Below are 23,844 nucleotides of genomic sequence, written 5' to 3' on the forward strand. Positions count from 1 at the left end.
GCTCAGCCCTTGACGGCACCGGAGGTGAGTCCGGCCACGATGCGACGCTGGAAGATCAGCGTGACGATGACGATGGGGACGGTGACGACGACGGAGGCCGCGGCGATCGCGGCGGTGGGCTGTTGGAACTGCGAGGCCCCGGTGAAGAAGGCGAGCGCCGCGGGGACCGGGCGGGCGGCGTCGGTCGAGGTCAGCGAGACGCCGAAGACGAAGTCGTTCCAGCCGGCGAAGAACGCGATGATCGCCGTGGTGAAGACGCCGGGTGCGGCGAGCGGCACGATCACGCGCCGGAAGGCCTGCCAGGGTGTGGCGCCGTCGACCTGGGCGGCCTGCTCCATCTCCCACGGGATCTCCCGGAAGAACGCGGAGAGGGTCCAGATCGACAAGGGCAGGGTGAAGGAAATGTACGGGATGATCAGTCCGAGCCAGGTGTCGAACAACCCGACCGCCCGCCACATGTCGAACAGCGGCCCGATCAGGGAGATCACCGGGAACATGGCGATCGCGAGCGCCACGGACAGGATCAGCTTCTTGCCGGGGAAGTCGAGGCGGGCGATCGCGTACGCCACGAACATCGCGATGACGACGCTGAGGGTGGTCGAGATGAACGCGATGCCGATCGAGTTGCGCAGGGCGCTGGTGAACAGGTCGGTCTGGAACACCGTCCGGTAGTTCTCCAGGCTCCACTCGGTCGGCAGGAACTGTTTGTTGTAGATGTCGTCGCCGGGTTTGAGGGACAGCGAGACCATCCACGCGATCGGGGTCAGCGTGTAGAGCAAGATCAGGACGGCGCCGATAATCCAGGCCGCCTGTTCGCGTCGGGACGTGGTCATCGGCGGTCCCCCCGTACCTGTCCGAGGTCGGTCTTGAAGCCTTTGATGAAGATGAAGGCGATCAGCAGGACGGAGAGGAACAGCAACACGGAGACGGCTGAGCCGATGCCGAGCGCCACCCGGGTGATGCTTTGTCGGTAGGTGAGGAAGGACAGCGTTTCGGTGCCGCTGGCGCCGGCGGTCATGACGAAGACGTTGTCGAAGACCCGCCAGGCGTCCAGCGTGCGGAACAGCAGCGCCACCATGATGGCGGCCTTCATGTTGGGAATGATCACCTTGAAGAGCCGCTGGCGGAACGTCGCGCCGTCCACGTTGGCCGCTTCCAGCAACGAGTCGGGGACCTGGGCCAGCCCGGCCAGCAGCAGCAAGGCGATGAACGGCGTGGTCTTCCAGATCTCGGAGGCGCAGATGGTGAGCAGCGCCGACCAGCGCTGGCCGAACCAGTCGAAGTCGTCGAGGCCCAGCCAGCCATTGACGAAGCCGGAGTCTAGGGCGAACGCGTAACGCCAGGCGAAGGCGGAGACGACCGTGATGATGCCGTACGGAACAAGGATCGAGGTGCGGACGGTCCGGCGGCCGAAAATGATCTTGTGCATGACCATCGCGAGGGTGAAGCCGATGACCAGCTCGAGCGACACCGTGACCAGGGTGATCAGTGCCGTGGTGCCCACGTCCTGCCACCACAACGAATCGCTCAGCACGACCAGGTAGTTGCCGAGTCCGACGAACTCTTTTCCGGCCGGGTCGGTGAGGCGATAGCTGAAGGTCGACAGATAAACGGCATTGGCCATCGGGTACGCCGTGACGGCCAGCATCAGGATGAACGCGGGGGCGGACAGCAGCCAGCCCAGCCGACGCTCGTGCAGGGCACGATCGGAGAGCTCGAGCGGGGGAGCCTTCCGACGCGCCGCTCTTGCCTGCGCCGATGGACCTCGGGTGAGCGTCACAGCAGCCTCCGGTCGTGCAGGACGTCGTCGATCAGCTGTGCCGACTCCGCCGGCGTGGTGGCCGGGTCGACACTCGCCGGCGTGTGCCAGGTGCGTTGGATCGCCGCGGACACGTCCCCGTAGTACGGGGTGATCGGGCGGGGACCCGCGTCGTTGATGGACTCGCGCATGAGGTCCGCCATCGGATACTTGGCGCGGACGTCCGGGTCGTCGTACACCGCGCCGGTGGCGACCGGATCGCCCAGGCCGAGGAAGCGGATCTTCTGCATCGGCGCCGAGACCAGGCACTGGATCGCCTCGACGGCGAGGTCCTTCTTCGTGCTGAACTTGCTGACGCCGATGTTGGCGCCCCCGATCGGCGGCTTGCTCGGCAGGTTCGCCTTCACCCGCGGATACCTGGCCCACGCCACGTCCTCGAGGACGGACGGGTCGGTGATCCCGTCGGCGATGTTGCCCTGCAGGGAGGCGTACGCGTACGGCCAGTTCAGCATGAACCCGCCCCGGTCGCCCTGGAAGGTGTTCCGGCCGACCTCCTCGTCCGCATTGGAGAGCGCGGGATCGGCGGCGGGCGAGGTCGCGAGCTTGTTGATGATCCGGGCGGCCTCCTGGCCCTCGGGGGAGTCGATGGCAATGGTCGCGTCCCGGCCGCGCTCGTTGTCGCGAATGATGGCGCCGCCCGCGGACTCGATCAGCCCATTGACCCACACCATGTAGCCCTCGTACCGTTTGCCCTGCTCGGAGATGATCTTGTTGGTCTGGACCGCGGCGTCGATCATCGTGTCCCAGGTGAAGTCCGGCGAGGTGGGGTCGACACCGGCCGCCTTCGCCACCGACTTGCGGTACCAGAGCAGCTGGGTGTTCGCCGAGTACGGCACCCCGACCAGCTTGCCCTTCCACTCGGCCGACTCGATCGGCGATTCGAGGATGTCGGTGAGCAGCGCGGCGCGCTCCTGCTCGCTGAACTCGTACAGCCACCCGGCGCTAGCCAGCTCCGGGTTGTACGGCGGGTCGATGGTCATGAAGTCGATCGACGGGTCACCGGCGGCGAGCCGGCGCACGATCTGCTCGCGCTGCCCGTCCGCGGTGGCGGGGAGCACCGAGATCGCGATGGTGTAGCGCCCGTTCGAGTTGCGACTGCACTGCGTCGCGACCTCCTGGGTGGACCCGGTGTTGTCCGGGTTGATGTACCAGTTCAGGGTGCGGGCGCCGCCGGCGTCACCACCGCAGCCGACCAGACCCGTACTGGCGAGGACCGCCACGGTTGCCGCAGCCACTGATCTGCGGCGGCCGGAGGTTCTGCTGCCGATCACGGGCGTACTCCTCTCGTGCTCGGAACCCGTCGCCGGGTCAGCGCGGTCGGTCGCCCGCCAGCAGGCCGACGGTGGGCAGGGACAGGCCCGCGTCGATCAGGTCGTGCAGCAATCGGCGCAGCTCGGCCGGGGGCAGGCTGGCCGCCGGGACGGCCGCGACCATCGGCACGTCGAGTGCGGTTGCCGCTGCGACGGCCAGGTCGGTGATGGCCGACTCGAGGGCGTGGAGCCGTACGCTGCGCGGTCCCGGCCGGGTGCTGGTGCGCAGGTCGTCGTGCTGGTGCATGAGCCGGCGCAGCTGTCGGGCGAGCTGCTCGATGGGCGGGGTGGCCGGTAGCGGTGGGTGGGGTGCTGGTCGGGCGAGCTGCCAGAGCGCCCGGACAACGCGGGGTGTGTAGAGCGCCGCGCCCACGATCAGCGTGGGCGACACCATGAGCAGGGCGAGCTGGCCGACTTTCACGAGGTCCATGGCGGATCCTCAGCGACGAGCGAGTTAACGGTAAGAAATCAACAGTTGACTGCTCGTAGCTTCCGCGCACCGATGGTCCATGTCAACACTGCTTCGATTTAGCGCCTTGGCACCATCTGAACCCAGGGTCGCGGCACGCCCGGAATCCTCAGTCGAGCGCGGCCAGCAGGGCCGGGTACCACCGGTCGGCGATCCAGCGGTCGCCCGCTCGGTTCGGATGCACACCGTCGCTGGTGTTGGTCGCGGTGTCGAAGCCGGTCCATTGGTCGACCAGGGTGATGGGCGACTCCGGCGTCGACAGGATGGCGGCCCAGCCCGGCAGGGCCGCGTTGAGATCGGCCACCCGCTGCCCACATTGCTCGCAGTTGGCGGGTTTCATCGGCAGGATTTGGGCCGCGACGACGCGGATCGCGGGGTTCGCCGCGCGCAACTGCGTGATCAGCATGGTGAAGGCGTCCAGGATCGCCGGCAGCGGCTGGTTGTGCCACACGTCGTTGGTGCCGAGGTGCATGAGGACGATATCCGGGCGGGTGGTGGCGACCCAGCCAGGCAGTAGGCCCCGATTCGCGATGGCTGTAGCCAGGAAACCGCTGTGCCCCTCGTTGTCGTCGTCATAGTCGGTGCCGCACGCGTGGGTGGCCCGGCTGCCGACGAAGTCCACCCGTTCGGCGGGCAGCCGGCGCCAGAGCATCGCCCGCCAGCATCCCGGCGACCCGGTGATCGAGTCGCCGAGCAGCATCACCCGCAGCGGTGCCGGCGGGACCGCTGCGGGCGAGGGGCTGGGCGGCGGTGTGGCAGCCGGCGGCGCGGGCGGGTGCGGCCCTGACCCGCACGCGCTCACGATGAGCAGGATCAGGGCCGCCAGGAGAGCGAACCCGCGCCGATGCACAGCCCCTATTTGCTCATGAATCCCCGACTCCGCACTCAGAAATGCGAATTCGACTCACGGTCAACCCTGCTCACGGCGAGGGCGCAGCGTGTAGCTGAACGAAAGGACGAAGTCGATCACTACCGCCAAGCCCCATGGCCGCATGACCGCCCACAAGGCCGCAGTGCGGTCTGCATCACCGACCAGCAGGGTGAAGACGCCGAGGATGGCAGCCGAGACTGCGTAGGCGAGCAGATGCAGCAGCCACCCCTGTCGCTCGCGGGCTGCGTGGGCGGGACCTGTCCGCGGTGGCCGTACCGGGGCGGGGCCGCCGGCGAACCGATGGGCGACCCGTTCGTCGGCCCAGCGGATCATTCGATGCCCGAAGACTGCTGTGACGCCTAGGTATACCGCAGCCAGCCCGTGTGCCAGCCGCGCCTCGCCTCCGGTCCGCAGGTCTAACACGGCGAAGACCAGCAGGGCCACGTCCACCAGGGGGACGGACCACAACAGAACGGTGCTGAGGCGCCGGCGCCGCAGCACGTATCTCGTCAGCAGCCCGGCGGCCAGCAGCACCCAGAAACCGATCTCGCACGCGATGAGCGCAGCGATCACGTCGTCCTCCCCGTTTTCGCACGACCGTGTCTTATCCTTGATAACACATGCGTGCGATAATCGGGAAATGCCCAAGGTTGTCGATCATGGTGCGCGTCGCCGGGAACTAGCCGCCGCCGTCAGCCGGGTCATCGCTCGCGACGGGGTGACCGAGGTGTCTATCCGGACGGTGGCCGCTGAGTCGGGGTGGTCATCCGGGGCGCTGCGGCACTACTTCGCGACCCGCGCCGAGCTGCTGGCTTTCGCCTGCGAAGAAGTCGTCGCCACGGTCACCCAGCGGATCGAAGCCATCCAGCCTGCCGGCACCGTACGGGAGGCTGCCGAGGTTCTGCTGCGCGAGACCATGCCCCTGGACGAGCGTAGGCACCTCGAGTCCTCGATCGCCTTTGCCTTCCTCGCGCTGAGCCTCAACGACCCGGAGTTGGCCCGGGTGCAACGCCTGCACTTCACCGCGATGGCGGGCTTCTGCCTCGACCTGATCAAGGCTCTGCTTCCGGGCGCTACTGAGCAGGAACGCGCTGCCCGGCGGCTACACACGGTCGTCGACGGCCTGACAGTGCACATCCTCGCGGGCCACCTCACCCCGGCCGAGGCCGCCGCGGACCTGACCGCCTACCTGGACGACCTGATGGCCCCGTGACTCGCCCGTCATCGGGCGCTGAGGAGCTCCCGTGCGTCGAGGCCGCGCAGCGACGCATCGAGCACCTGAGCAGTGTGCGCGAGCGCCACCTCGCCGCCGAGTCGCCGGACCGCCGCAGCGACCTGCATCAGGCAGCCCGGGTTCGCCGTGACCAGCAGATCCGCGCCGGTGTCCAGGACCTGCCGGGCTTTACGCTCGCCCAGCTCGGCCGCCGGCTCGGGGTGCAGCACGTTCCAGACCCCCGCCGAACCGCAGCAGATCTCCGGGTCGGCGATCTCCCGGACGGCCAACCCGGGGATGCCCGCCAGCAGCGCCCGCGGCTGGGCGCGGATCCCCTGGCCGTGGGCGAGGTGGCAGGCGTCGTGGTAGGCCACCGTCAGCGGCAGGGGGTGCCGTTTCGCGACCGGCCCCAGTGCGACCAGAAGCTCGGACAGGTCGCGCACCCGGGCGGCGAGGGCGGCGGCGGGTCCGGCATAGCGGGGATCGTCGCTCAGTAGATCGGCGTACTCCTTCATCGCCGAGCCGCAGCCCGCCGCATTCACCACGATCTGATCCACCCCCGCCCGGGCGAACGTGTCCACGATCTGCCGGGCGAAGCGCTGCGCCTCGGGCCGCCGGCCGTTGTGGACGCTGAGCGCCCCGCAGCAGCCCTGAGCTGCGGGAATGACCACGTCGCAGCCCTCCGCGGCGAGGATTCGGATCGTCGCGGCGTTCACGTCCGGGAAGAAGGCGCTCTGCACGCACCCGGTCAGCACGCCGACCACAGCGCGTCGCTCGCCCTTCGCAGGCACCAGCCGCGGCGGCCGGGGGACCGGGCGCAGCCGCGGAGCCAGCGATTCGAGCGTGGCGAGCGTCGGTCCGAGCCGCTCCCGCAGGCCGGTCCGGTCGATGAGCCGTCGCAACCCGACCGCCTGGTACGCCCGCAGCGGCCCCCGCAGCAACCGCAACCGCCGCGGGTACGGGAAGACGGCGAAGATGGCCGCCCGCAGTGCCCGCTGCGGGGCGGTCCGCTCGAACCGCCGTTCGACCTGCGCCCGCGTGTCTTCGATCAGCCGGTCGTAACGCACCCCGGACGGGCACGCGGTGACGCAGGCCAGGCAGCCCAGGCAATTGTCGACGTGCCGCACCGTCGACTCGGTGAGCGGCTCACCCTCCAACGCGGAGGTGATCAGGGAGATCCGGCCCCGGGGCGAGTCCGCCTCCTCACCCCACAGCGAGTACGTCGGGCACGTGGTGAGGCAGAACCCGCAGTGCACGCAGTCCCCGGCCAGTGCGGCGCTGGGTGGTCGGTCGGCGTCGAAGGCTGGGGTGGTCATCAGATGCCTCCGACGAAACGGCCGGGCGCGAATTGATGCCCGGGATCGAAACGGTCCTTCACCCGGCGCATGAGGTCCAGGCCGGGCACCGGCCCCCACACGTCGACCTGCTGCCGGATCTGCTCCGGCGCGGTCACCACGACGGCATGCCCGCCCGCTCGGGTGGCAGCGGCCCGCAGCTTGGCGACCGTGGTGGGACCGTCGCCGGTGACGTGGGCGTAGAACACGCCGGTCCCGGCCGAACCACGGATGGTGCCGCCGGATGCCGCCTCGATCAGCGCCGGCACCTGCGACAGGGCGGCCGTGAGCTTGACGCCCACCCCGTCCGGCGGCCACGGCAGCACGTTCCACCAGGGCGGAACGGTGCCGATGGTGCCCGACAGGACCTTCTCGAGCCGGGCCGCCCGGGCGCCGACCCCGTCAGCGGTGCCTTCCACCAGCACGGCTAGCGTCACCGGCCCGGTGTCCTGGCGGTTAATCTCCACCGCGCTGGGCACGACCTGCTCTGCACGAATCGCCGCCAGCAGGGCGCCCAACTCGGCGGCGGGCGCTTCGCGCACGACGACGGCCTGGGCCGGTGGGGCGGGATGCAGGCGGAAGGCGCATTCGGTGATCAGGCCGAGGGTGCCGGCCGAGCCGGCGAACAGTTTGCTGAGGTCGTACCCGGCGACGTTCTTGACGACCTTGCCGCCGGAGCGGGTGACCGTCCCGTCCGGCCGGACCACCGTCATGCCGATCAGCAGGTCGCGGGCCGTGCCGTAGCGCAGCCGGCGCGGCCCGCTCGTGCCCGCCGCGATGGCGCCGCCGATGGTGGCGCCCGGCAGCGGGGAGTCGAGGGCGAGTTGCTGCGTGCCGAAGTCCAGGTCGGTGAGGGGCGTGCCAGCGCGCACGACGGCGATGAGGTCGCCGGCCGCGTGTTCGACGACTCCGCTCAGCCGGCGGGTGTCGACGATGAGGTCGAGCCGGCGCGGCGGCAGGCCCCACGCCAGCTTGGTGCCGTTGCCGCGGATCAGCACGGCGAGGTCGTCGGCGGCGGCAGCGCGCAGGACCTCTGCGGCCTCCTCGGTGGACGCAGGCGCGACGACGGGGGTGTCGGAGGGCGGTGTCCAGCGCATCAGAAGAGCTCCGCCGCGGGTGGCGGGTCCGTGGCCCGGTGTCGGCGGGGCACCTCGCCGCAGAGGCGCGGAGTGGGAAAGATCTTGCCCGGGTTGGACAGCCCGGCCGGATCGAACGCGCAGCGCAGCAGGTGCATGGTCTCCAGGTCGTCGGCGGTGAACATTCGCGGCATGTACTTGGCCTTGTCCGCCCCGACGCCGTGCTCGCCGGTGATCGAGCCGCCGTACTCGATGCACAGGTCGATGATCGCTCCGGACACTTCCTCGGCCCGCTCCGCCTCGCCTGCGGCCTCGCCGTCGAAAAGCACCAGCGGATGCAGGTTGCCGTCGCCGGCATGGAAGACGTTTGCCACGCGCACGCCGCGCGACTGAGCGACCTCCTCGATGCGCCGCAGCACCTCGGGCAGCGCAGTCCGCGGGATCACGCCGTCCTGCACGATGTAGTCCGGGCTGATCCGCCCGACCGCCGCGAACGCCGACTTGCGGCCCTGCCAGATCAACGCCCGCTCGACCTCATCAGCCGCGATCCGCACCTCAGTCGCCCCGGCGGCCTCGCACAGGGCGGTGACCTGCCCGAACTGAGCCTCCACCTCGGCCGCGGGGCCGTCCAGCTCGACGATCAGTACCGCCCCGGCGCCCGGCGGATAACCGCAGGCCACGGCCGCCTCCGCGGCCTCGATGGCGAGCGCGTCCATCATCTCGATCGCGGCGGGGACCACCCCGGCGGCGATGATCTGCGAGGTGGCGGCGCCGGCTTCGTCGGTGCTGGCAAAAGCGGCGAGCAGCGTACGCACAGACTCCGGCAGTCGGGTCAGCCGGACGGTGACCCGGGTCGCGATGCCCAGCGTGCCCTCCGACCCGACGAACGCGCCGAGCAGGTCGTACCCGGGGACGTCAGGCGCCCGTCCGCCCAGCTCGACGACGTCGCCGTCTGGCGTCACGATCTCCGCGCCGAGCACGTGGTTGGTGGTGAAGCCGTACTTGAGGCAGTGGGCGCCGCCGGAATTCTCTGCCACGTTGCCGCCGATGGAACAGATCTGTTGACTCGACGGGTCCGGCGCGTAGTAGTAGCCGTGCGGTCGCGCGGCGGTGCTCACGTGCAGGTTGATCACGCCCGGCTCGACCACGGCCCGTTCGTCGTCCGGCGCGACCTCGACGATCGTGCGCATCTTCGAGGTCACCACGAGGACTCCGGCGGCGTGCGGCAGCGCCCCGCCGGACAGCCCGGTGCCCGAGCCGCGAGCTACGAACGGCACGCCGGCCGCCGCGCAGGCCCGGATGGTCGTGGCGCACTCGTCGGTGTCGCGCGGCAGCACCACGAGCCCGGGAGTCACCTTGTAAAGAGCAAGACCGTCACATTCGTACGTGCGTAGCTCCTGCCGGTCGGACACGACCCGGTCGGGGCCGAGCGCGGCCCGCAGCTCGGCGGCCAGCGGTGTGAGCGACGTCATTGGTGACCTCCTCGGGACAACGTAGCAAGGCCGGTCGGGAATCGATCTCCGTCATTGTCGCAACCGAAAATTCATCTACGAACGTCTATGTTCACGTACAGTCTCGTCGTCTGGAACATCCTCCAGGCCGACTTCAGGAGGCTTGCGTGCGCATACGCAGACGGTCCGCCGTCGCCGGAATCCTCGCCGCTACCACCATCCTCGCGTCCGTGCCGCTGAGCGCGAACGCCGCACCCGCCCACCCGACGCCCGGCCCGGCCACGCCGCTGACCGGCGAGCAGGTGGGCGACGAGTACGCCTTCGTCGACAACCGTGGCGGGGCCGCCGCGCCCACCACGGCCCAGCGCGCCCAACTCCGCGCCGACACCGTCGTCACCCGCTGGAACAAGCTCGGCACCCCGGCGTCGGTCACCCCGCTGAAGGGTCGGCTCGCCCGTGGTCCGGCGGGCGACGCCGAAACCGTTGCCCGGCGCTACCTCAAAGGCAGCCTCGGCCTGTTCTCGCTCAAGGCGAGCAGCGTCGACGACCTCGAAACCGTTGCCACCACCAAGGTCGGCGCCGGCTCCGTCGTGCTGATGCGCCAGCGGTACGGCGGCCTGCCCGCCGCCCACGACGGCCTTGTTGCCGTCGCGGTCAAGGGCGGCGACGTCCTGCGGGTCACCTCCTCGCTCAGCCCGCGCACGGCCAAGCCGGCCGCCGCGAGCCTCAGCGCCGACGACGCCCTCGCCGCGGCGCTCACCGACGCGAAGATCACCCGTGACAAGCTCAGCGACTCCCGGGTCCGCCTGGTCGCAGTGCCGATGCCGGGCGCCGACCCGCGCGCGGCCTACGAAGTGGTGGTCATGGCGAACGACGCCGAGCATCCGCTCGGCTACACCACCTATGTGGACGCCATCGACGGCAAGGTGCTGCTGCGCGAGAACCTGGTCAACTTCGCCGATGGCGACCCGCACTGGAAGGTCTTCCCGGCCACGCCGCCCACCAACGGGGCCGACACCCGGCAGACCTGGTGCATCACCGCGACCGGCTGCGCCCGCAGCGTCGTCGACCCGGCCACCGGCAAGGCCTGGGACGTCGACGCCGTCACCGGCACCCCCAGCAACACCACCACCGGCAACTCGGCCGAGACCGTCCGGCTGTGGGGCAACGGCAACCCGGCGCTCCCCGCCGCGCCGAAGGCCGACCGGGAGTACGTCTACCCGTTCACCAACCAGTGGAACAGCAGTAAGTGCGACCCCAACTCGCTGACCACGCCCGAACAGGCCGACGCCGACGCGGCCACCGCCAACCTGTTCGCCATGCACAACCGGATGCACGACTGGTCGTACAAGCTGGGCTTCACCGAGGCGACCTGGAACCTGCAGAAGGTCAACACCGGGGCGTACGGCAAGGGCGCCGACGCCGAGCGTGGCAACGCCCAGCAGGGCGCGGCCACCGCGACCACCCGCAACAACGCCAACCAGGCCACCCCGCCGGACGGCATGCAGCCGACCAGCAACATGTACATGTGGCAGCCGTTCGCCGGGTCCGCGTACCCGCCGTGCGTCGACGGTGACTTCGACATGACCGTCATCGGCCACGAGTACGGCCACGCCATCAGCAACCGCATGATCGCCGGCCCGGACAGCGGGATCAGCTCGTCGCAGGGCGGGGCCATGGGCGAAAGCTGGTCCGACCTGCTCGCCATGGAGTACCTGTTCGAGAGCGGCTACGCCCCGCGCGGCAACACGCCGTACGTGACCGGCGCGTACGTGACCGGCGACGTCGTCACCGGCATCCGCAACTTCGACATGAGCAACAGCCCGCTCAACTACTCCAACGTCGGCTACGACCGCGGCGCCGCCGTGCACTCCGACGGCGAGATCTGGAGCGCGACGAACTTCGACGTCCGGCGCGCCCTCATCGCCCGGTACGGCTCGGGCACCCGCGCCCAACAGGAGAGCTGCGCCGCCGGCACCACCCCGGCCACCGAGTGCCCGGGCAACCGCCGCTGGATCCAGCTGGTCTTCGACTCGTTCCTGCTGGCCGCCACCGGCTCGGTCAGCATGCTCGACATGCGCGACAACATGATCACCGCGGACGCCCTGCGGTTCAACGGTGCCAACGCCGACCTGTTGTGGAACACCTTCGCCACCCGCGGCATGGGCGCCGGCGCCGCCAGCGGCCCGTCCGACGCCGACCCGGTGCCCAGCTTCGCCTCGCCGTACGTGGAGAACTCCGAGGTGAGCTTCAAGGCCCTCGGTGAGGCCGCCGGCAAGCCGGTCCGGCTCTACATCGGTGACTTCGACAACGGCTCGGTGCCGGTTGCGGACACCGACCCGACGACCGCCCTGCCGGAGACGGTCACCCTGGCCCCGGGCACCTACAAGTTCCTGGCGATCGGCGCCGGCTTCGGCCACAAGCGCTTCACCCAGACCGTGTACGCGGGTGTCACCGCCCAGGTCGGCGTGGTCATGCCCACCAACCTCGCCTCGGCGAGCTCCGGTGCCACCATCACCGGTGACGGCAGCGCCCCGTCCCGTCTCATCGACGACGCCGAAGCCACCGCCTGGACCGCCACCGGCGGAGCGGTCGGCCGTCAGGTCACCGTCGACCTGCCCACCGACGCCGCCAAGCTGGTTTCCCGGGTCCAGCTCAGCGCCTACCCCGGCGCTGGCGCGGCAACCTCCACCATGTACAGCACGGTTCGCCAGTTCGAGATCCTGACCTGCAACGCGGCAGCGGGTGCGGACTGCGCGAGCGACGCCGGTTACCGGGTCACCTACACCAGCCCGGCCAACGCGTTCGACACCGGCCAGTTCCGACCCAAGGTGCCCAACCTGGTGCTGAAGTCGTTCAACGTCCGGCCGACCCCGGCAACGCACGTGAAGCTCCGCGTCCTGAGCAACCAGTGCATCGCCAACCCGCTCTACGCCGGCGAGCAGGAGAACGACCCCCGCTCGGTGACCGACTGCGCTACCGCTTCCCCGGCAGCGGGCAACGCCGTCGCTGCCGAGTTCCAGGTCTTCAGCAGCTGACAAAAGACGGCGAGGGTACGCGGTGGCGGCCGCGTACCCTCGCGCTTTTGTCCGTGACCATCCGTCGCGCTCTGAGTGCGGGGAGGCACTTCACCGGGGTCTGACACGGTGATCTGCATCATGTCGGACCATGTCGATCTTGCGTGCGGTGACCGCGGTGACGGCGGCTCTGGTGCTGGCAGGCTGTTCATCGGGTTCGGATTCTTCGAGTAAGGCTGGTGCGCCGCCGGCGGCTGCTGGTGCGCAGGCGGCGTCCCCCGGCGCGCAGCCGTCCGCGTCCGGCCCCGCGGCGGCGAAGCCTGACCGCCAGCACAACGGGTGGAAGGACTCGGACATCCCGACGTTCGGTCCGGCGCCGGCGCCGGACAAGATCACCTTGCCGCCGGGCGGGAGTGCCCCCTACCTGCTGCGGATTCCGACGAAGAGCAAGGTGGCGTTCCTGACGATCGATGACGGCTTCCTGAAGCATCCGGAGGCGCCGGCGCTGATCAAGGCGGCCGGGGTTCCGGTGACGCTGTTCCTCACCACGGATGCGATCAAGGACGACCCGGATTACTTCAAGCCGATGATCGAAGCCGGGGCGGTGGTGGAGAGCCACACGATCACCCACAACGATCTGCGGGGACAGCCGTATTCGGTCCAGAAGAAGGAGCTGTGCGGGTCTGCCGACAAGTTGGCCCAGTGGTTCGGCAAGCGCCCGACGTTGTTCCGGCCGCCGTTCGGCAACCAGGACGACACGACGTTGAAGGCGGCGCGGGACTGCGGGATGAAGGCTGGGTTCATGTGGAAGGAGACCGTCCACGAGGGCAAGGTCCGCTTTCAGGAGGGCAAGAAGGTCCAGCCGGGCGACATCCTGCTCATGCACTTCCGGCCGGCGTTCGTCAAGGACTACCTGGCGGCGCTGAAGGCCATCAAGAAGGCAGGACTGACTCCGGCTCTGCTCGAGGATTACGTCCCCTGAGTCGCAGTTTGGCGACCAGTCCGGCTGACAGGCTGCCGAGCAGCAACACCCAGCCGGTGGCGAGCAGGACACCGACGATCCAGTCGCGGGTGGTAGCGGGGTCGCGGTCCGCGGCCGGGATGGCGCGCGCGAGGCCCAGCGGATCCTCGATCATCTCGACCGGGCCGCTGGTGGTGGCGAATGCGGCCATACCCGCGGCGCCGTCGCCGAGTTTCGGGCCGGACACGGGCCTGCCGTTCGGACGCTGCAGCCACAGGTAGTCGGCGCAGCCGGCCGGGCGGTCGCTGGCCGGCCCGACGGTGCCCGAGTGGCATTCCCGGTCACGGTCGGCGACCGACGCGGACACCGGGCGGCCGACCACGGCCAGGTAGCCGTCCCGGGTGAGGTCGCCGCCGGCGCAGAAGGCCAGCGGTCCGAGCAGGACCTGGGTCACGATCGCGATCCTCAGCAGACGGGTGGGCAGGCCGAGGAACAGCAGGAGGATCGGGGCGGCCAGCAGGCCGGCGAAACCGGTCACGAAGACCAGCCAGCCGGCAAATCCCACGCCGACATCGCCGTCAGCGAACCGTACGGGTGCGAGGAAGTCGGTGCAGGCGGCGACAAAAAGAGCGCCCGGCGGCAGGAGGCGGTCGGACCAGGACGGTGGTTCCATACCGGCACTCTAAGCAGCACAGATCACCGATTCTGCGCGGATCTGTGAGCGTTCGGTAAGGGGTCAGCCGGGGATCGGGCGACGCATCGAGTAGGTGACGCCGTGCAGCCGGTGCGGCTCGTTGATCACATGGATGGCGGCGCGGTCGTAGGCCTGCCAGCCTGCTGAGCCCGCCCGGTTGAGGTGGCGCAGATCGTCGAACCGCTCATCGGTGCCCCAGCGCAGGACGCCGCCGGGGTGATAGAAGGTGGCCGTCCAGTCCATGAACTTGTCGGCGCCGAACGTGCCGGCCGCGCGGTACTCGAGCCGGGCGTACTCCCAATTGGTCACAGTCACACTCAAGATTATCTCTACGCGGAGTGGGGCCGCGCGGGAAGACGCGCGACCCCACTCTTGCTGTGGCTGTGGTTCAGGCGACGTTGACCGCGGACCAGGCGGCGGCGGTCGCGTTGTACTCCGCGCTGCCGGCGCCGTACAGGTCGCGGGCGGCGTTGAGGGTGGCCGTACGGGCCTGGGCGTACTTGGTGCCCGAGGTCATGTACGTGGTGAGCGCCTTGTAGAAGATCGCGCCGGCCTTGTCGTTGCCGATGCCGGTCACGCTGCTGTTGTTGCAGGTGGGGCTGTTGTACTGCACGCCGTTGACGGTGTGCGCCCCGCTGCCGACGGCGAGCAGGAAGAAGGCGTGGTTGCCGACGCCCGAGGAGTAGTGCACGTTGAGGTTGCCGACCGAGCTGCTCCAGCAACCGACCGAGTCGCCGTCCTTGGTCGGGTCGTCCATGTAGCGCAGCGGCGTGTGGTCGAGGGCGATCTCCTCGCCGATCAGGTAGTCGCCGACGTCCGAGGTGTTGTTCGAGTGGAACTCCACCAGGGTGCCGAAGATGTCGCTCATCGACTCGTTGATGCCGCCGGACTCACCGCTGTAGACCAGGCCCGCCGTCCGCGAGGTGACGCCGTGGGTCATCTCGTGACCGCCGACGTCGAGCGAGGTGAACGGGCCGTAGTTCACGCCGTCCCCGTCGCCGTAGAGCATGCAGAAGCAGCTGTCGGACCAGCCGGCGTTGTTGTACTTGGTGCCGTAGTGGACCTTGCTGAAGCTGCCCTTGCCGTCGCCCGCGATGCCCTCGCGACCGAACTTCTCCTTGAAGTAGTCCCAGGTCTCGGCGACGCTGAACTGCGCGTCGACCGCCACCGTCTGCCGGTTGTTCAGCTGGCCGGTGCCCCAGACGTTGTCGGCGTCGGTGAACAGCGTGCTCTTGCCGAACCGCCGGTTGTTCATGTCGGTGGTGTAGTTGTTGCCCCGCGTGGGGTCCTTGAGCTGGTATGTCGAGCCGGACTTGGTGGTCTCCAGCGGCACCTGGCCCACGTTGTAGCCGGTGCCGGTGCCCTCGACGTGCTGCACCTCGGACCACTTGTCGACGACCTTGCCGCTGTGCGCGTCGACCAGCACGTGGGTCTCGCTGTCGCCGTGCTCGTCGGGAACGGCGATGAGCGTGCGCCACACCAGGCCGGGCGTTTCGGGCAGCGCGTTGACGGCCAGCGTGGTGTCCGCGCCGGCGATCGCCTTGCCCCCGAGGGCCTTGGTCGCTGCCTTGACCGCCTTGGCGGCGGTGAGGGTCGGCGCCGTGGTCATGGTGATCGGCGCGAGCTGGGTCTTGGTGACCGCGTTGAGCGCCCCGCCGGTGGACAGGTGGGCGATCACGTCGCCGCCGATGACCGGAAGGCCCTGATAGGTACGCGTGAGGCGGACGTGGCTGGCGCCGCTGTTCTCGACGACCACACCGCGCTGGGCGAAGGAGTCGCCCCGGCCAGCCGCAAAGGCGGCCGCGTGGCTGCCGATGGCGCTGTTAGCGCGGCTGATGGCGAGGGCGGGGGTAACCGGCTGCGGCTCGGGGGCTGCCTGCGCCGCGACGGGGGCGGCGAGCGCGGCCGAGGCGGCGAGCGCGCTGGCGGTGACGATGGCTCTGGTGCGCACCGTTTCTCCTCTCGTGGCCGGCCGGGTATGGCCGACTGGCATCGATCTTTGTGAATACGAAGCAAAATGGGAAGACCTTTCGGTGACAAACCTGTGACTCGCCAGGTACATATATGGACGTCACTGACACAATCCGGCGCTGATTTCTCAACCCGGTTACCGCCGCGCCGATGGGTGCGGTCATGCATTCGACAACACGCGCCGGCATCCTCGGCACGGGCTCGTACGTGCCCGAGCACGAGGTCACCAACGAAGCCCTGGTGGAGCGGGTGCCCGACACCACCGCCGAGTGGATCACCCGCAAGACGCTGATCGAGGCGCGCCGGTTCGCGGCCCCCGATGAGGCCACGTCCGATCTGGGCGTGCACGCGGCACGGGCGGCGCTGGCGAGTGCGGGCATCGCCGCGGACCGGCTCGACTATCTGATCGTGTCGACGTCGACGGGCGACTCGCCGCAGCCGCCGACCGCCTCGCTCGTGCAGCACGCCATCGGCGCCCACCGGGCTGCCGCCTTCGACATCAACGTGGTCTGCGCCGGCTTCGTCTTCGGCCTGGAACTGGCCCGTAGCCTCGTCACGGCCCGCCCCGACGCGGTCGTCCTGGTCGTCGCCGCCGACGTGTACTCCCGCATCCTGGACTTCGACGACCGCCGGACAGCCATCCTGTTCGGCGACGGTGCCGGCGCCGCGGTGGTCGGTGCCGTCCCCGAGCCGTACGGCCTGGTCGACGTCGAACTGGTGACCCGCGGCGACGCCCACGAACTGATCCACGTGAAGGCCGGTGGCAGCCGCCTGCCCGCCTCGGCGGAGACGGTTGCCGCGGGCGACCACTACTTCCGCATGAACGGCCGCGGCGTGCGGGAGTTCGTGCTGGACGGGGTTCCGCCGGTCCTGCACGACCTGCTCAAGCGGGCGGGAGTCACGGCCGGCGAGGTCGCCCACTTCGTGCCGCACCAGGCGAACGGCGTCATGCTGCAGGAGCTCGTCGAGGCCGCGGGACTCAGCTCCGCGCGTACCCATCTGGTATTGGACCGGTATGGCAACACCGGAAGCGCCTCCGCGGCGATCGCCCTCGACGTGGCGGCGCGCTCGGGAGCGCTGCACGACGGCGAGCTGGTGCTGATCGCCGGTTTCGGCGGCGGCATGTCGGTCGGCGCGACACTGGTGCGCTGGCACCGCGGCTGATCCCGCCGCCCGCGAACACCAAAAAGCCCGGCCCACGTCATTGTGGGCCGGGCTTTTCGAGTATCTACGCGGCGCTCTGCGTGGCGGCGACCGCCTTCGTCGACCAGCGCATGGCCGCCATGACCGTGCCCGGCAGGTCCTCACCCCCATAAGCGGCCGCCACCTCGTGCAGGTCACCCCGCTCATAGGCATCGACGACCCGCAACACCTGTCCCAGCGGACCGGTGCCGCGTGCCAACGCCTTCGCGATCTCGGTGCTCAGCGGCAGCTGGTGCGCGATCGCCGCCGGGCTCAGCCCGATCATCTGCGCCACAGCGGTGATCAGCCCGGCCATGAACGCGCCGTCGGGACTCGCGCCGTACGACGGGGCGACGCTCTCGCAGAGCCGGGCGCGGGTCAACGCGTCCGCCATCTGCGCCTCGGTCGCCTCGGAGACGTCGTCGACGACCATGAGCATCGCCCACTGCCGGATGTGCGCGAGGCCGAGCATGACGACGGCCTGGCGGACGGACGACACCCGGCTGGTAGCGCCCACGGCGGCCGAGTTGCTGGCCCGCAGCACCCGCATCGTCAGGGCCGGGTCGCCCGCGATGATGCCGAGCACCTGTTCCAGGTCGGCGTCCGGGTCGGAGAGCGCGCTGATCAGTTCGAGGCGGCGCAGCTTGGACGGGGTCAGGCTGGCCGCTGTCAACACCTGCGGGCGGCTGAGCACGTAGCCCTGGCGCAGCTCGAAGCCGTACCGGTTGCTCAGGGCCAGCTGCTCGCCCGTTTCCAGGCCCTCGGCGACGATCTGGATCTTGGGGTGCTGCCGGCAGGCTGCCACAATCGCGTCGAGGTGCTCCCGGTCCGCGGCGAGGAGGTCCAGCTTGACGAAGTCGGCCAGCGGCAGCAGCCGCTCGTGTCCGGAGCCCCACTCGAAGTCGTCCAACGCGATCCGGTAACCCTGCTCGGCGAGCGCTGTGACGCCCTCGATCACCTCGTCGTCGACGTCGACCGTCTCCAACACCTCCAGCACCACGTGTTCCGGGCCGAACGGCAGCTTCAGCTCGCCGGTCAGGAACTCGCGGGTCATGTTGATGAAGCAGGTGCGATCGCCCACGACCTCGTCGATGCCGAACTCGGTGAACGTGTTGACGATGACCTGGCTGGTCGCGTACGTGTCGCGTCGCCCTGCCTCGACCGCCGCCATGCTGCCGCGAAACAGCAGCTCATAGGCGACGACGTCGCCGGTCATGTCGAAGATCGGCTGCCGGCCGACGTGCACGAGCTGAGTGCCCGGCAGCGGGAACGGCACCATAGGGATCACGTTGTCTTTGATCGGCCGCGCTCCCCGCCGCTTGAGGCTTCTGCGAGCAGGGCGTAAAACAGGGGAACTTTGGGTGCGGTTTCCGGCAGCCGCCACCAGCCGCGTGGCGTCTGCTCCATGTGCGGCCAGCGCGGCCACGGCAGTTCGTCGCTTTCCCGCAGCGACCGGATCTGCAACCCGGCTCCGCTGAGCGCGGTGACCACCTCGCCCAGCCCGTGCACCCACTCGTAGCTGGTCGTCGCCCGAGTCAGCGCCGGTCCGTCGGTATAGGTGTGGGTGGCGTCGAGCTCGGCGGGGCCACGGCCACCGATCATGTCGCCGCGCAGCGTCAGCCCGGTCTCCGCCGGATCCCGGGGCATCAGCCCGAGGGCGACCAGCGCGGGATGGAACTCGACCAGGTAGAGCCGGCCGCCCGGTCGGAGGAGGCCAGCACAGGTCGCCGCCCAGCGCTGCAGGTCAGGCAGATAGCAGAGGGCGCCCTTGCCGGTATAGACGACGTCGAACCGGCGCCCGCCGAGCAGGTCCGCCGCGTCGTACACGTTGCCGTGCACGTACTCGACGGCCGCTCGCTGGTCGGCGGCGATCCGCCGGGCCTCGGCCACCGCCGCACCGGACAGGTCGAGGCCGGTGACGCTGCGCGCGCCGCGCTGGGCGAACGCCACGGTCTCGGTGCCCAGGTGGCATTGCAGGTGCAGCACGTCGAGCCCGGCGAGATCGCCCAGGTCGGCCCATTCATAGCCGGCGAACCAGTCCTGCGGATCGCGGCCCGCCACGTCGTAGAACAGGCTCGCCACGTGGATCGGGGTGCGCTCGTCCCAGTTGGCCTCGATGCTCGTCATCCGGGCCCGGGTCGCTTCGTCGAAGAAGTCGGTCATGCCTGCGAGCTAAGCGTGTTCTGGTCGTGCAGCAACAGCCAGGTCTCCGCCACCCGGGCGAAGACCAAGGTCAACACATAGTTCATCGTGTACGGCCGACCGTCGGCGTCCAGGTCGTGATAGGTGACCGCGTACGCGGCGATGCCGGTGTCCCCGGCCTCGGTGCGCCGCAGCGGCTCGAGCGTCCACGACCAGTCCGGATCGGCGAACCAGCCGCGGTGAAAGTCGCCCACCTCGGCGCGGCCCGCCAGCAGCCGCCCGTTCGGAGCTATGAGGGAGACGTCGTCGTGCACGGTGGCGAGAAACGCCGCCAGGTCACGTGCGCTGATGGTGGCGAGATGCTGCTCGAGAGCCTGGGCGAACGACATGCGGTGGTGGTCCTTCCTGCAGGGGCAGTTCCGGCGCAGCATGCCATCCCGGGCCCGGTCGGGCAGCGGATTTACGCTCGGGCAGATCGAACATCCAGTGCCCGCCCACGGCCTGCACCCAGCCGTGCAGGGTCAGGCAGACCACGACCAGCAGCGCGGTGAGGGCCACCGGCAGCAGGACCGCGAGCACCAGCTGAACCAGCGTTCCCGCCCGGGAGAATGGGCCCAGCAGGACGGCGTGCAGCAGCGCTAGCAGCGGCATGTGCAGCACATAGATGGGCAGCGTAGTGCGGCCGAGCCTGGCCAGCAGCCCGCCGATCCGGCGGAGCCGTTCCAGGTGCACGGCCGCGGCGATTCCCACCAGGACGGCGAGGACGCTGACCGCCGGCCACACCCCGAACCAGCGCTGCACGCCGAGGTGGCCCAGCACCAGCATGACGGCGAGGTAGCCGCTGCCGCCGATCCACAGCATCCGCGTGTTCACCATCCGGGCCCAGCGTTCGACGAACGGCTTCAGCCGCAGCCCTGCCAGGAAGAAGAACAGGTTCTGATAGAGCTGCCCCCGGTTGCCCGGCGCGGCGAGCAGCCCCGCCGAGGCCACCGCCGAGAGCAGCAGGGCGGGACCGAGCACCGCAGCGACGGGCAACCGCCAGGTCAGCTTGGCGACCACGAAATACCCGGCCAGCGCCACCAGATACCACAGGTTGGTCGGCGTGATCGTGAGCTGCTCCACCACGTCCCGCACGCTGTGCGCAGCCAGGGTGTCGAACCGCGGAACGAGCGCCAAGACCACAGTGTGGACAGCGAACCAGAGGGCGTACAGGTAGGAGAACTTGGCGATCCGGCTCCGCGCGACGACCCGCCACGGGCGCAGCACCGCCGACGCCGCGAACATTCCGGAGATCGTGAAGAACACGGGCATCCGCAGCGGGAGCAGTTGATCGCCGAGGAACCCCCACAGGCCGGGCAACGGCAGGCTCAACTGCCAATCGATCTGCAGGTAGTGCTTCATGATCACGTGCCACAGCACCACCAGCAGGATGCAGCACCCCTTGGCGACGTCCGCCCAGCCTGCGCGGGCCTTCGGCGCCACGGTGGGGAATTCCCGGGCGACCGAGTCATGCCATCCATACTGTTGCGGGACCATGCCGGTCGATCCTGGCGATCGGCTGGTCTCGCCAGCGTCAAGGAGCTCGGCGACTCATCAATGTGTTGCCGGCACCGGTGGGAATCTGCGCAGGATCCAGGTCTGCTGCGCGTACGCAAAAAGGCTCTGCGTCGTCCAATAGAGCACGACGCCCAGCGGGAAGAACGCGCCGGAGACCAGCAACGACGCCGGTACGCCGACCAGCATCAGCCGTTGCACCAACCGCCCCTGCGCTTCCGCCGCCCACCCGGTCGACCGGATGAGCTGCCGGCTGGTCAGAAACGTCGCCACCACCATCACCACGATCAGGACCGCCGCGACAATCAGCGACGGACCCCCGGCGCCGAGGGTGGCGGCGAGCGGCGCCCCGAACAGCTTCGCACTCGCCGCGCTGTCGAACTGGGTCAGCGTCCAGCCGTACAGGGTGCGCGCCCCCGCACTGGTCACCGCCGGCCGAAGATGCCGCAGCACGTGCAGCAAGCCGAACAGGATGGGCGCCTGCACCAGCATCGGCAGGATGCTCGCCAGCGGGCTGACCCGCTCAGCCCGGTACAGCTCTCGAAGCTTCGTCTGCAGCGTGCCGAAGTCGCCCCGGTGCTCCTCCTGCAGCGCCTTGATCCGAGGTTGCAGTACCTGCAAGGCCCGCTGCGACCTGACCTGCCGGACTACGAGCGGGATCAGCGCCACCCGGACGGTGAGCACGAGGAAAACGATGCCGAGCGCCCACGACCAGTTCGTGTGCCAGCCGGACGCGTCGCCCAGCACCCGCTCCCAGGCCGCGTGCCAGAACAACAGAACGGCGGAAACCGCCTCGTAGATATAGGATATGATGAACCCCTCACAGCGGAAGCCGGAACTGGTGTGGACGATGTGGACAGTCACCAGCGGCCGCTGTGAGCGGTGGTCATAAAATGAGCGAAGAGTCGCTCAGGCGGCCGCGAGGAGACCGGTAGGTCCCCGCGGCCGGGTGCGTCCCGCAGCATCGGGATCGCGATGACGGGGCACGCCGGCACGGCCGGCCCACTCCCGCAGTGCTCGACGAAGGTTCTGCACTCCGGCCTGGGCGGGGCGGCGACTCAGCGCCACCACGGCGGAGACGGCAACGATCAGCAGCAGGCCCGCGATCGCGCCGGTGCCCAGCAGCAGTCCGGTCGGGCCGGCGTCGGTCAGCGCACCGACCAACCGCCACAACGCCTCGAACCAGATCACGCCGCCACCGTACGCAGCCGGCGCAAGGGTGAATGAGCTGGACTACTGGTTCACCAGGTCTGGCAGGGCCGATCGGATACAAGTCGGCCAGTTTCCACCCGCCCCACAGCCGTCGCGAGACATCCTGACCGGAGGGTGATCGACACGGTGCTCTTACGGTCCTCGATTGGTCCGACCGTCCACGTCCCGAGGCTGAGCTGAATCTCTTCGGTGTGCTTCATCGCATCGCGGTAGGCGCGCCAGCCGGCGAGGAGCTCGTCCTCGTGCTCGTCGTCCAGCACGTCGGTCAAGCCTTCTTCCTCGGTGCCGCGGGTGAGTGCCATCAGGTACTGGCTGGCAGCCATACCAGGCGCCGCTGCGCCCTGGCTCGCGCGCGGCGTCCGCCACCACACCCATGCCCCTGCGGTCCCCGTCGAGCACACCAGCACGCCGGTCAGTTCGCGCACCGCGGCGGGGGCCACGGCAGTACCAGCGCTAGCATCGCCCATCGCCCATCGCTGGCGCAGGCGTGGCTTGTGCGATCGCTTCAACCGCTGCCGGAGGAGCTGCAGCCTCCGCGCGGTGAGATCTCGCCATTCCGTGATCATCCTTACACGATAAGCAACTACGGGAGGGCCTGGAGCGACGACGCATGCGGCGCCTGCTTGTCGAATTCAACATCATCTCAGTGCTGGCGGAGCTAGAAGGAGTGCTGGGCTACGGGTCCTTGCTGCGTCCGGCAGACCCCGACCTGATGGTCCACTTCATCCCGTTAGGGTGCCTACATGTGGCTTGATGCGAAAGAACCCCTCGGCTGGTACGACACTGTGGACCGCGATATGACGGATGACGCCGCAAGGCTGATGAATGCGATGACCGTGCCAGCGCCGGTTACCGGCGGAACCATCATCCGTGCTGGCTACCACATGGCCGCGGTCGGCGCGGCGATCGCCAAGGCGAGCGAGTTTGAAGACCTCGTCGACACACACCCCAACGTCGAGGAGCCCTGGATCTTCGCGCACGACACGGTCGAGTTCCTGGCTCGCTATATGGACAACCTGGCGACCTCCGTCCGGCGAAAGCCCCAGCGATTCACCCGCGGCTCCGCCGAGTCCGGACCCTCCTATGATCCGGACCAGCTGGCGCACTACTTCGATCGTTGCTCGAAGGAGCTGAGGGCGGCAGCCGACACGCTTCGCCATGGGCCGCATGGTCCGACGAACCGTTCAGACGAGAGTGACTGACCTCGCTGACGGATGCGGTCGGCCAACGATGCCCCATGTGTGACAGCGGTGATCGGGGACGGCCGGCGGCCGCGGCCGCGGCCGGTGGAGACGGTGAGCTGGGCGGCGTATTCGTCGAACGCGGCGTGCTTGCGCAGCTCATCGCGCTCGAGGCCACGGTCAACTTCGAGGAACTGCCCGGCTGAGCCCCGCCGGCGACGGACGGGGGCCACCGCCGGCGGGTCGGACCACCGAAGGTCAACCACCCGAAACCCGGCCGGGGATTCGCCTGTCCGGGTGATGCCTCAAACAACTCCACAAGCGAATGGCTTTCGGGAGAGCCCCATGCACGGGCGCAGGTCCCCATCACCGCGGAGCGCAGGCATT

The 23,844-nt window shown here is 69.4% G+C and carries 25 protein-coding genes; 6 read left to right on the forward strand and 19 right to left on the reverse strand.

Features of this window, described 5'->3' with window-relative positions:
* Positions 1 to 2: 2 nt before the first annotated feature.
* The 6 genes from ACIA1L_RS15300 to ACIA1L_RS15325 all read right to left on the reverse strand — a co-directional run bounded on the left by ACIA1L_RS15300 (position 3) and on the right by ACIA1L_RS15325 (position 5,042).
* Positions 3 to 833, reverse strand: a complete 831-nt coding sequence (locus tag ACIA1L_RS15300; protein ID WP_396073315.1) for a carbohydrate ABC transporter permease — start codon at positions 831 to 833, stop codon at positions 3 to 5.
* Complete coding sequence (locus ACIA1L_RS15305) at positions 830 to 1,780, reverse strand: carbohydrate ABC transporter permease (protein WP_396073316.1); 951 nt, start codon at positions 1,778 to 1,780, stop codon at positions 830 to 832. The genes ACIA1L_RS15300 and ACIA1L_RS15305 overlap by 4 nt, the downstream gene beginning before the upstream one ends.
* Positions 1,777 to 3,090: an extracellular solute-binding protein gene (locus ACIA1L_RS15310; RefSeq protein WP_396073317.1), complete on the reverse strand. Its 1,314-nt coding sequence runs from the start codon at positions 3,088 to 3,090 to the stop codon at positions 1,777 to 1,779. Before ACIA1L_RS15310 ends, ACIA1L_RS15305 begins: the two co-directional genes overlap by 4 nt.
* Before the next feature lie 37 nt (positions 3,091 to 3,127).
* A complete protein-coding gene (locus ACIA1L_RS15315) occupies positions 3,128 to 3,559 on the reverse strand; it encodes a hypothetical protein (RefSeq protein WP_396073318.1) in 432 nt (143 codons plus the stop codon).
* A gap of 148 nt (positions 3,560 to 3,707) precedes the next feature.
* A complete protein-coding gene (locus tag ACIA1L_RS15320) occupies positions 3,708 to 4,400 on the reverse strand; it encodes an SGNH/GDSL hydrolase family protein (protein WP_396073319.1) in 693 nt (230 codons plus the stop codon).
* A gap of 108 nt (positions 4,401 to 4,508) precedes the next feature.
* On the reverse strand, positions 4,509 to 5,042 hold the full coding sequence (locus tag ACIA1L_RS15325; RefSeq protein WP_396073320.1) for a hypothetical protein: 534 nt from the start codon (positions 5,040 to 5,042) through the stop codon (positions 4,509 to 4,511).
* 67 nt (positions 5,043 to 5,109) lie between these two features.
* Here ACIA1L_RS15325 and ACIA1L_RS15330 point away from each other — a divergent pair, with 67 nt between their 5' ends.
* Entirely contained in the window at positions 5,110 to 5,682 is a 573-nt protein-coding gene (locus ACIA1L_RS15330) for a TetR/AcrR family transcriptional regulator (protein WP_396073321.1), read from the forward strand.
* Positions 5,683 to 5,690: 8 nt separating this feature from the next.
* On the opposite strand, the gene ACIA1L_RS15335 is transcribed toward ACIA1L_RS15330, so the two are convergent.
* The 3 genes from ACIA1L_RS15335 to ACIA1L_RS15345 are packed head-to-tail and all read right to left on the reverse strand — an operon-like array spanning position 5,691 to position 9,564.
* Positions 5,691 to 6,998 (reverse strand): (Fe-S)-binding protein, encoded by a 1,308-nt coding sequence (locus ACIA1L_RS15335; RefSeq protein ID WP_396073322.1) that lies wholly within the window; start codon positions 6,996 to 6,998, stop codon positions 5,691 to 5,693.
* Positions 6,998 to 8,113, reverse strand: a complete 1,116-nt coding sequence (locus tag ACIA1L_RS15340; protein WP_396073323.1) for an FAD-binding oxidoreductase — start codon at positions 8,111 to 8,113, stop codon at positions 6,998 to 7,000. Before ACIA1L_RS15340 ends, ACIA1L_RS15335 begins: the two co-directional genes overlap by 1 nt.
* A complete protein-coding gene (locus tag ACIA1L_RS15345) occupies positions 8,113 to 9,564 on the reverse strand; it encodes an FAD-linked oxidase C-terminal domain-containing protein (protein WP_396073324.1) in 1,452 nt (483 codons plus the stop codon). The genes ACIA1L_RS15340 and ACIA1L_RS15345 overlap by 1 nt, the downstream gene beginning before the upstream one ends.
* A gap of 146 nt (positions 9,565 to 9,710) precedes the next feature.
* Between ACIA1L_RS15345 and ACIA1L_RS15350 the strand changes: the two genes are divergently transcribed.
* Both ACIA1L_RS15350 and ACIA1L_RS15355 read left to right on the forward strand, forming a co-directional pair.
* Complete coding sequence (locus ACIA1L_RS15350; RefSeq protein ID WP_396073325.1) at positions 9,711 to 12,581, forward strand: M36 family metallopeptidase; 2,871 nt, start codon at positions 9,711 to 9,713, stop codon at positions 12,579 to 12,581.
* Positions 12,582 to 12,711: 130 nt separating this feature from the next.
* The gene (locus ACIA1L_RS15355; protein WP_396073326.1) at positions 12,712 to 13,542 is read left to right on the forward strand and encodes a polysaccharide deacetylase family protein; all 831 of its coding nucleotides are present in this window, start codon (positions 12,712 to 12,714) and stop codon (positions 13,540 to 13,542) included.
* Here ACIA1L_RS15355 and ACIA1L_RS15360 read toward each other — a convergent pair.
* The 3 genes from ACIA1L_RS15360 to ACIA1L_RS15370 form a co-directional block, all read right to left on the reverse strand.
* Positions 13,493 to 14,194: a hypothetical protein gene (locus tag ACIA1L_RS15360; protein ID WP_396073327.1), complete on the reverse strand. Its 702-nt coding sequence runs from the start codon at positions 14,192 to 14,194 to the stop codon at positions 13,493 to 13,495. The genes ACIA1L_RS15355 and ACIA1L_RS15360 overlap by 50 nt on opposite strands.
* A gap of 63 nt (positions 14,195 to 14,257) precedes the next feature.
* Entirely contained in the window at positions 14,258 to 14,530 is a 273-nt protein-coding gene (locus tag ACIA1L_RS15365) for a hypothetical protein (RefSeq protein ID WP_396073328.1), read from the reverse strand.
* Between the two features lie 73 nt (positions 14,531 to 14,603).
* Positions 14,604 to 16,166, reverse strand: coding sequence for a M4 family metallopeptidase (locus ACIA1L_RS15370; protein ID WP_396073329.1), 1,563 nt, complete (start codon positions 16,164 to 16,166; stop codon positions 14,604 to 14,606).
* Between the two features lie 182 nt (positions 16,167 to 16,348).
* Here ACIA1L_RS15370 and ACIA1L_RS15375 point away from each other — a divergent pair, with 182 nt between their 5' ends.
* Entirely contained in the window at positions 16,349 to 17,350 is a 1,002-nt protein-coding gene (locus ACIA1L_RS15375) for a 3-oxoacyl-ACP synthase III family protein (RefSeq protein ID WP_396073330.1), read from the forward strand.
* Positions 17,351 to 17,414: 64 nt separating this feature from the next.
* On the opposite strand, the gene ACIA1L_RS15380 is transcribed toward ACIA1L_RS15375, so the two are convergent.
* The 7 genes from ACIA1L_RS15380 to ACIA1L_RS15410 form a co-directional block, all read right to left on the reverse strand.
* Complete coding sequence (locus ACIA1L_RS15380; protein WP_396073331.1) at positions 17,415 to 18,647, reverse strand: EAL and HDOD domain-containing protein; 1,233 nt, start codon at positions 18,645 to 18,647, stop codon at positions 17,415 to 17,417.
* Between the two features lie 5 nt (positions 18,648 to 18,652).
* Positions 18,653 to 19,531 (reverse strand): class I SAM-dependent methyltransferase, encoded by an 879-nt coding sequence (locus ACIA1L_RS15385; protein ID WP_396073332.1) that lies wholly within the window; start codon positions 19,529 to 19,531, stop codon positions 18,653 to 18,655.
* Positions 19,528 to 19,899, reverse strand: coding sequence for a YybH family protein (locus ACIA1L_RS15390; protein WP_396073333.1), 372 nt, complete (start codon positions 19,897 to 19,899; stop codon positions 19,528 to 19,530). The genes ACIA1L_RS15385 and ACIA1L_RS15390 overlap by 4 nt, the downstream gene beginning before the upstream one ends.
* The gene (locus tag ACIA1L_RS15395; RefSeq protein WP_396073334.1) at positions 19,847 to 21,046 is read right to left on the reverse strand and encodes an acyltransferase family protein; all 1,200 of its coding nucleotides are present in this window, start codon (positions 21,044 to 21,046) and stop codon (positions 19,847 to 19,849) included. The genes ACIA1L_RS15390 and ACIA1L_RS15395 overlap by 53 nt, the downstream gene beginning before the upstream one ends.
* Positions 21,047 to 21,103: 57 nt before the next feature.
* A complete protein-coding gene (gene yidC / locus ACIA1L_RS15400; protein ID WP_396073335.1) occupies positions 21,104 to 21,838 on the reverse strand; it encodes a membrane protein insertase YidC in 735 nt (244 codons plus the stop codon).
* A 135-nt stretch (positions 21,839 to 21,973) separates the two neighbouring features.
* Complete coding sequence (locus ACIA1L_RS15405) at positions 21,974 to 22,255, reverse strand: DUF6412 domain-containing protein (protein ID WP_396073336.1); 282 nt, start codon at positions 22,253 to 22,255, stop codon at positions 21,974 to 21,976.
* A 50-nt stretch (positions 22,256 to 22,305) separates the two neighbouring features.
* Positions 22,306 to 22,743 carry a hypothetical protein gene (locus ACIA1L_RS15410; RefSeq protein WP_396073337.1) on the reverse strand — a complete coding sequence of 146 codons (438 nt, stop codon included), beginning with the start codon at positions 22,741 to 22,743 and terminating at the stop codon, positions 22,306 to 22,308.
* A gap of 276 nt (positions 22,744 to 23,019) precedes the next feature.
* Here ACIA1L_RS15410 and ACIA1L_RS15415 point away from each other — a divergent pair, with 276 nt between their 5' ends.
* Both ACIA1L_RS15415 and ACIA1L_RS15420 read left to right on the forward strand, forming a co-directional pair.
* Entirely contained in the window at positions 23,020 to 23,478 is a 459-nt protein-coding gene (locus tag ACIA1L_RS15415) for a hypothetical protein (protein ID WP_396073338.1), read from the forward strand.
* Positions 23,479 to 23,513: 35 nt separating this feature from the next.
* The gene (locus ACIA1L_RS15420; protein ID WP_396073339.1) at positions 23,514 to 23,663 is read left to right on the forward strand and encodes a hypothetical protein; all 150 of its coding nucleotides are present in this window, start codon (positions 23,514 to 23,516) and stop codon (positions 23,661 to 23,663) included.
* Positions 23,664 to 23,844 lie beyond the last annotated feature (181 nt).

Origin of the sequence: Actinoplanes sp. NPDC051859 (assembly GCF_044452725.1) — a bacterium.
Lineage (GTDB): Bacteria > Actinomycetota > Actinomycetes > Mycobacteriales > Micromonosporaceae > Actinoplanes.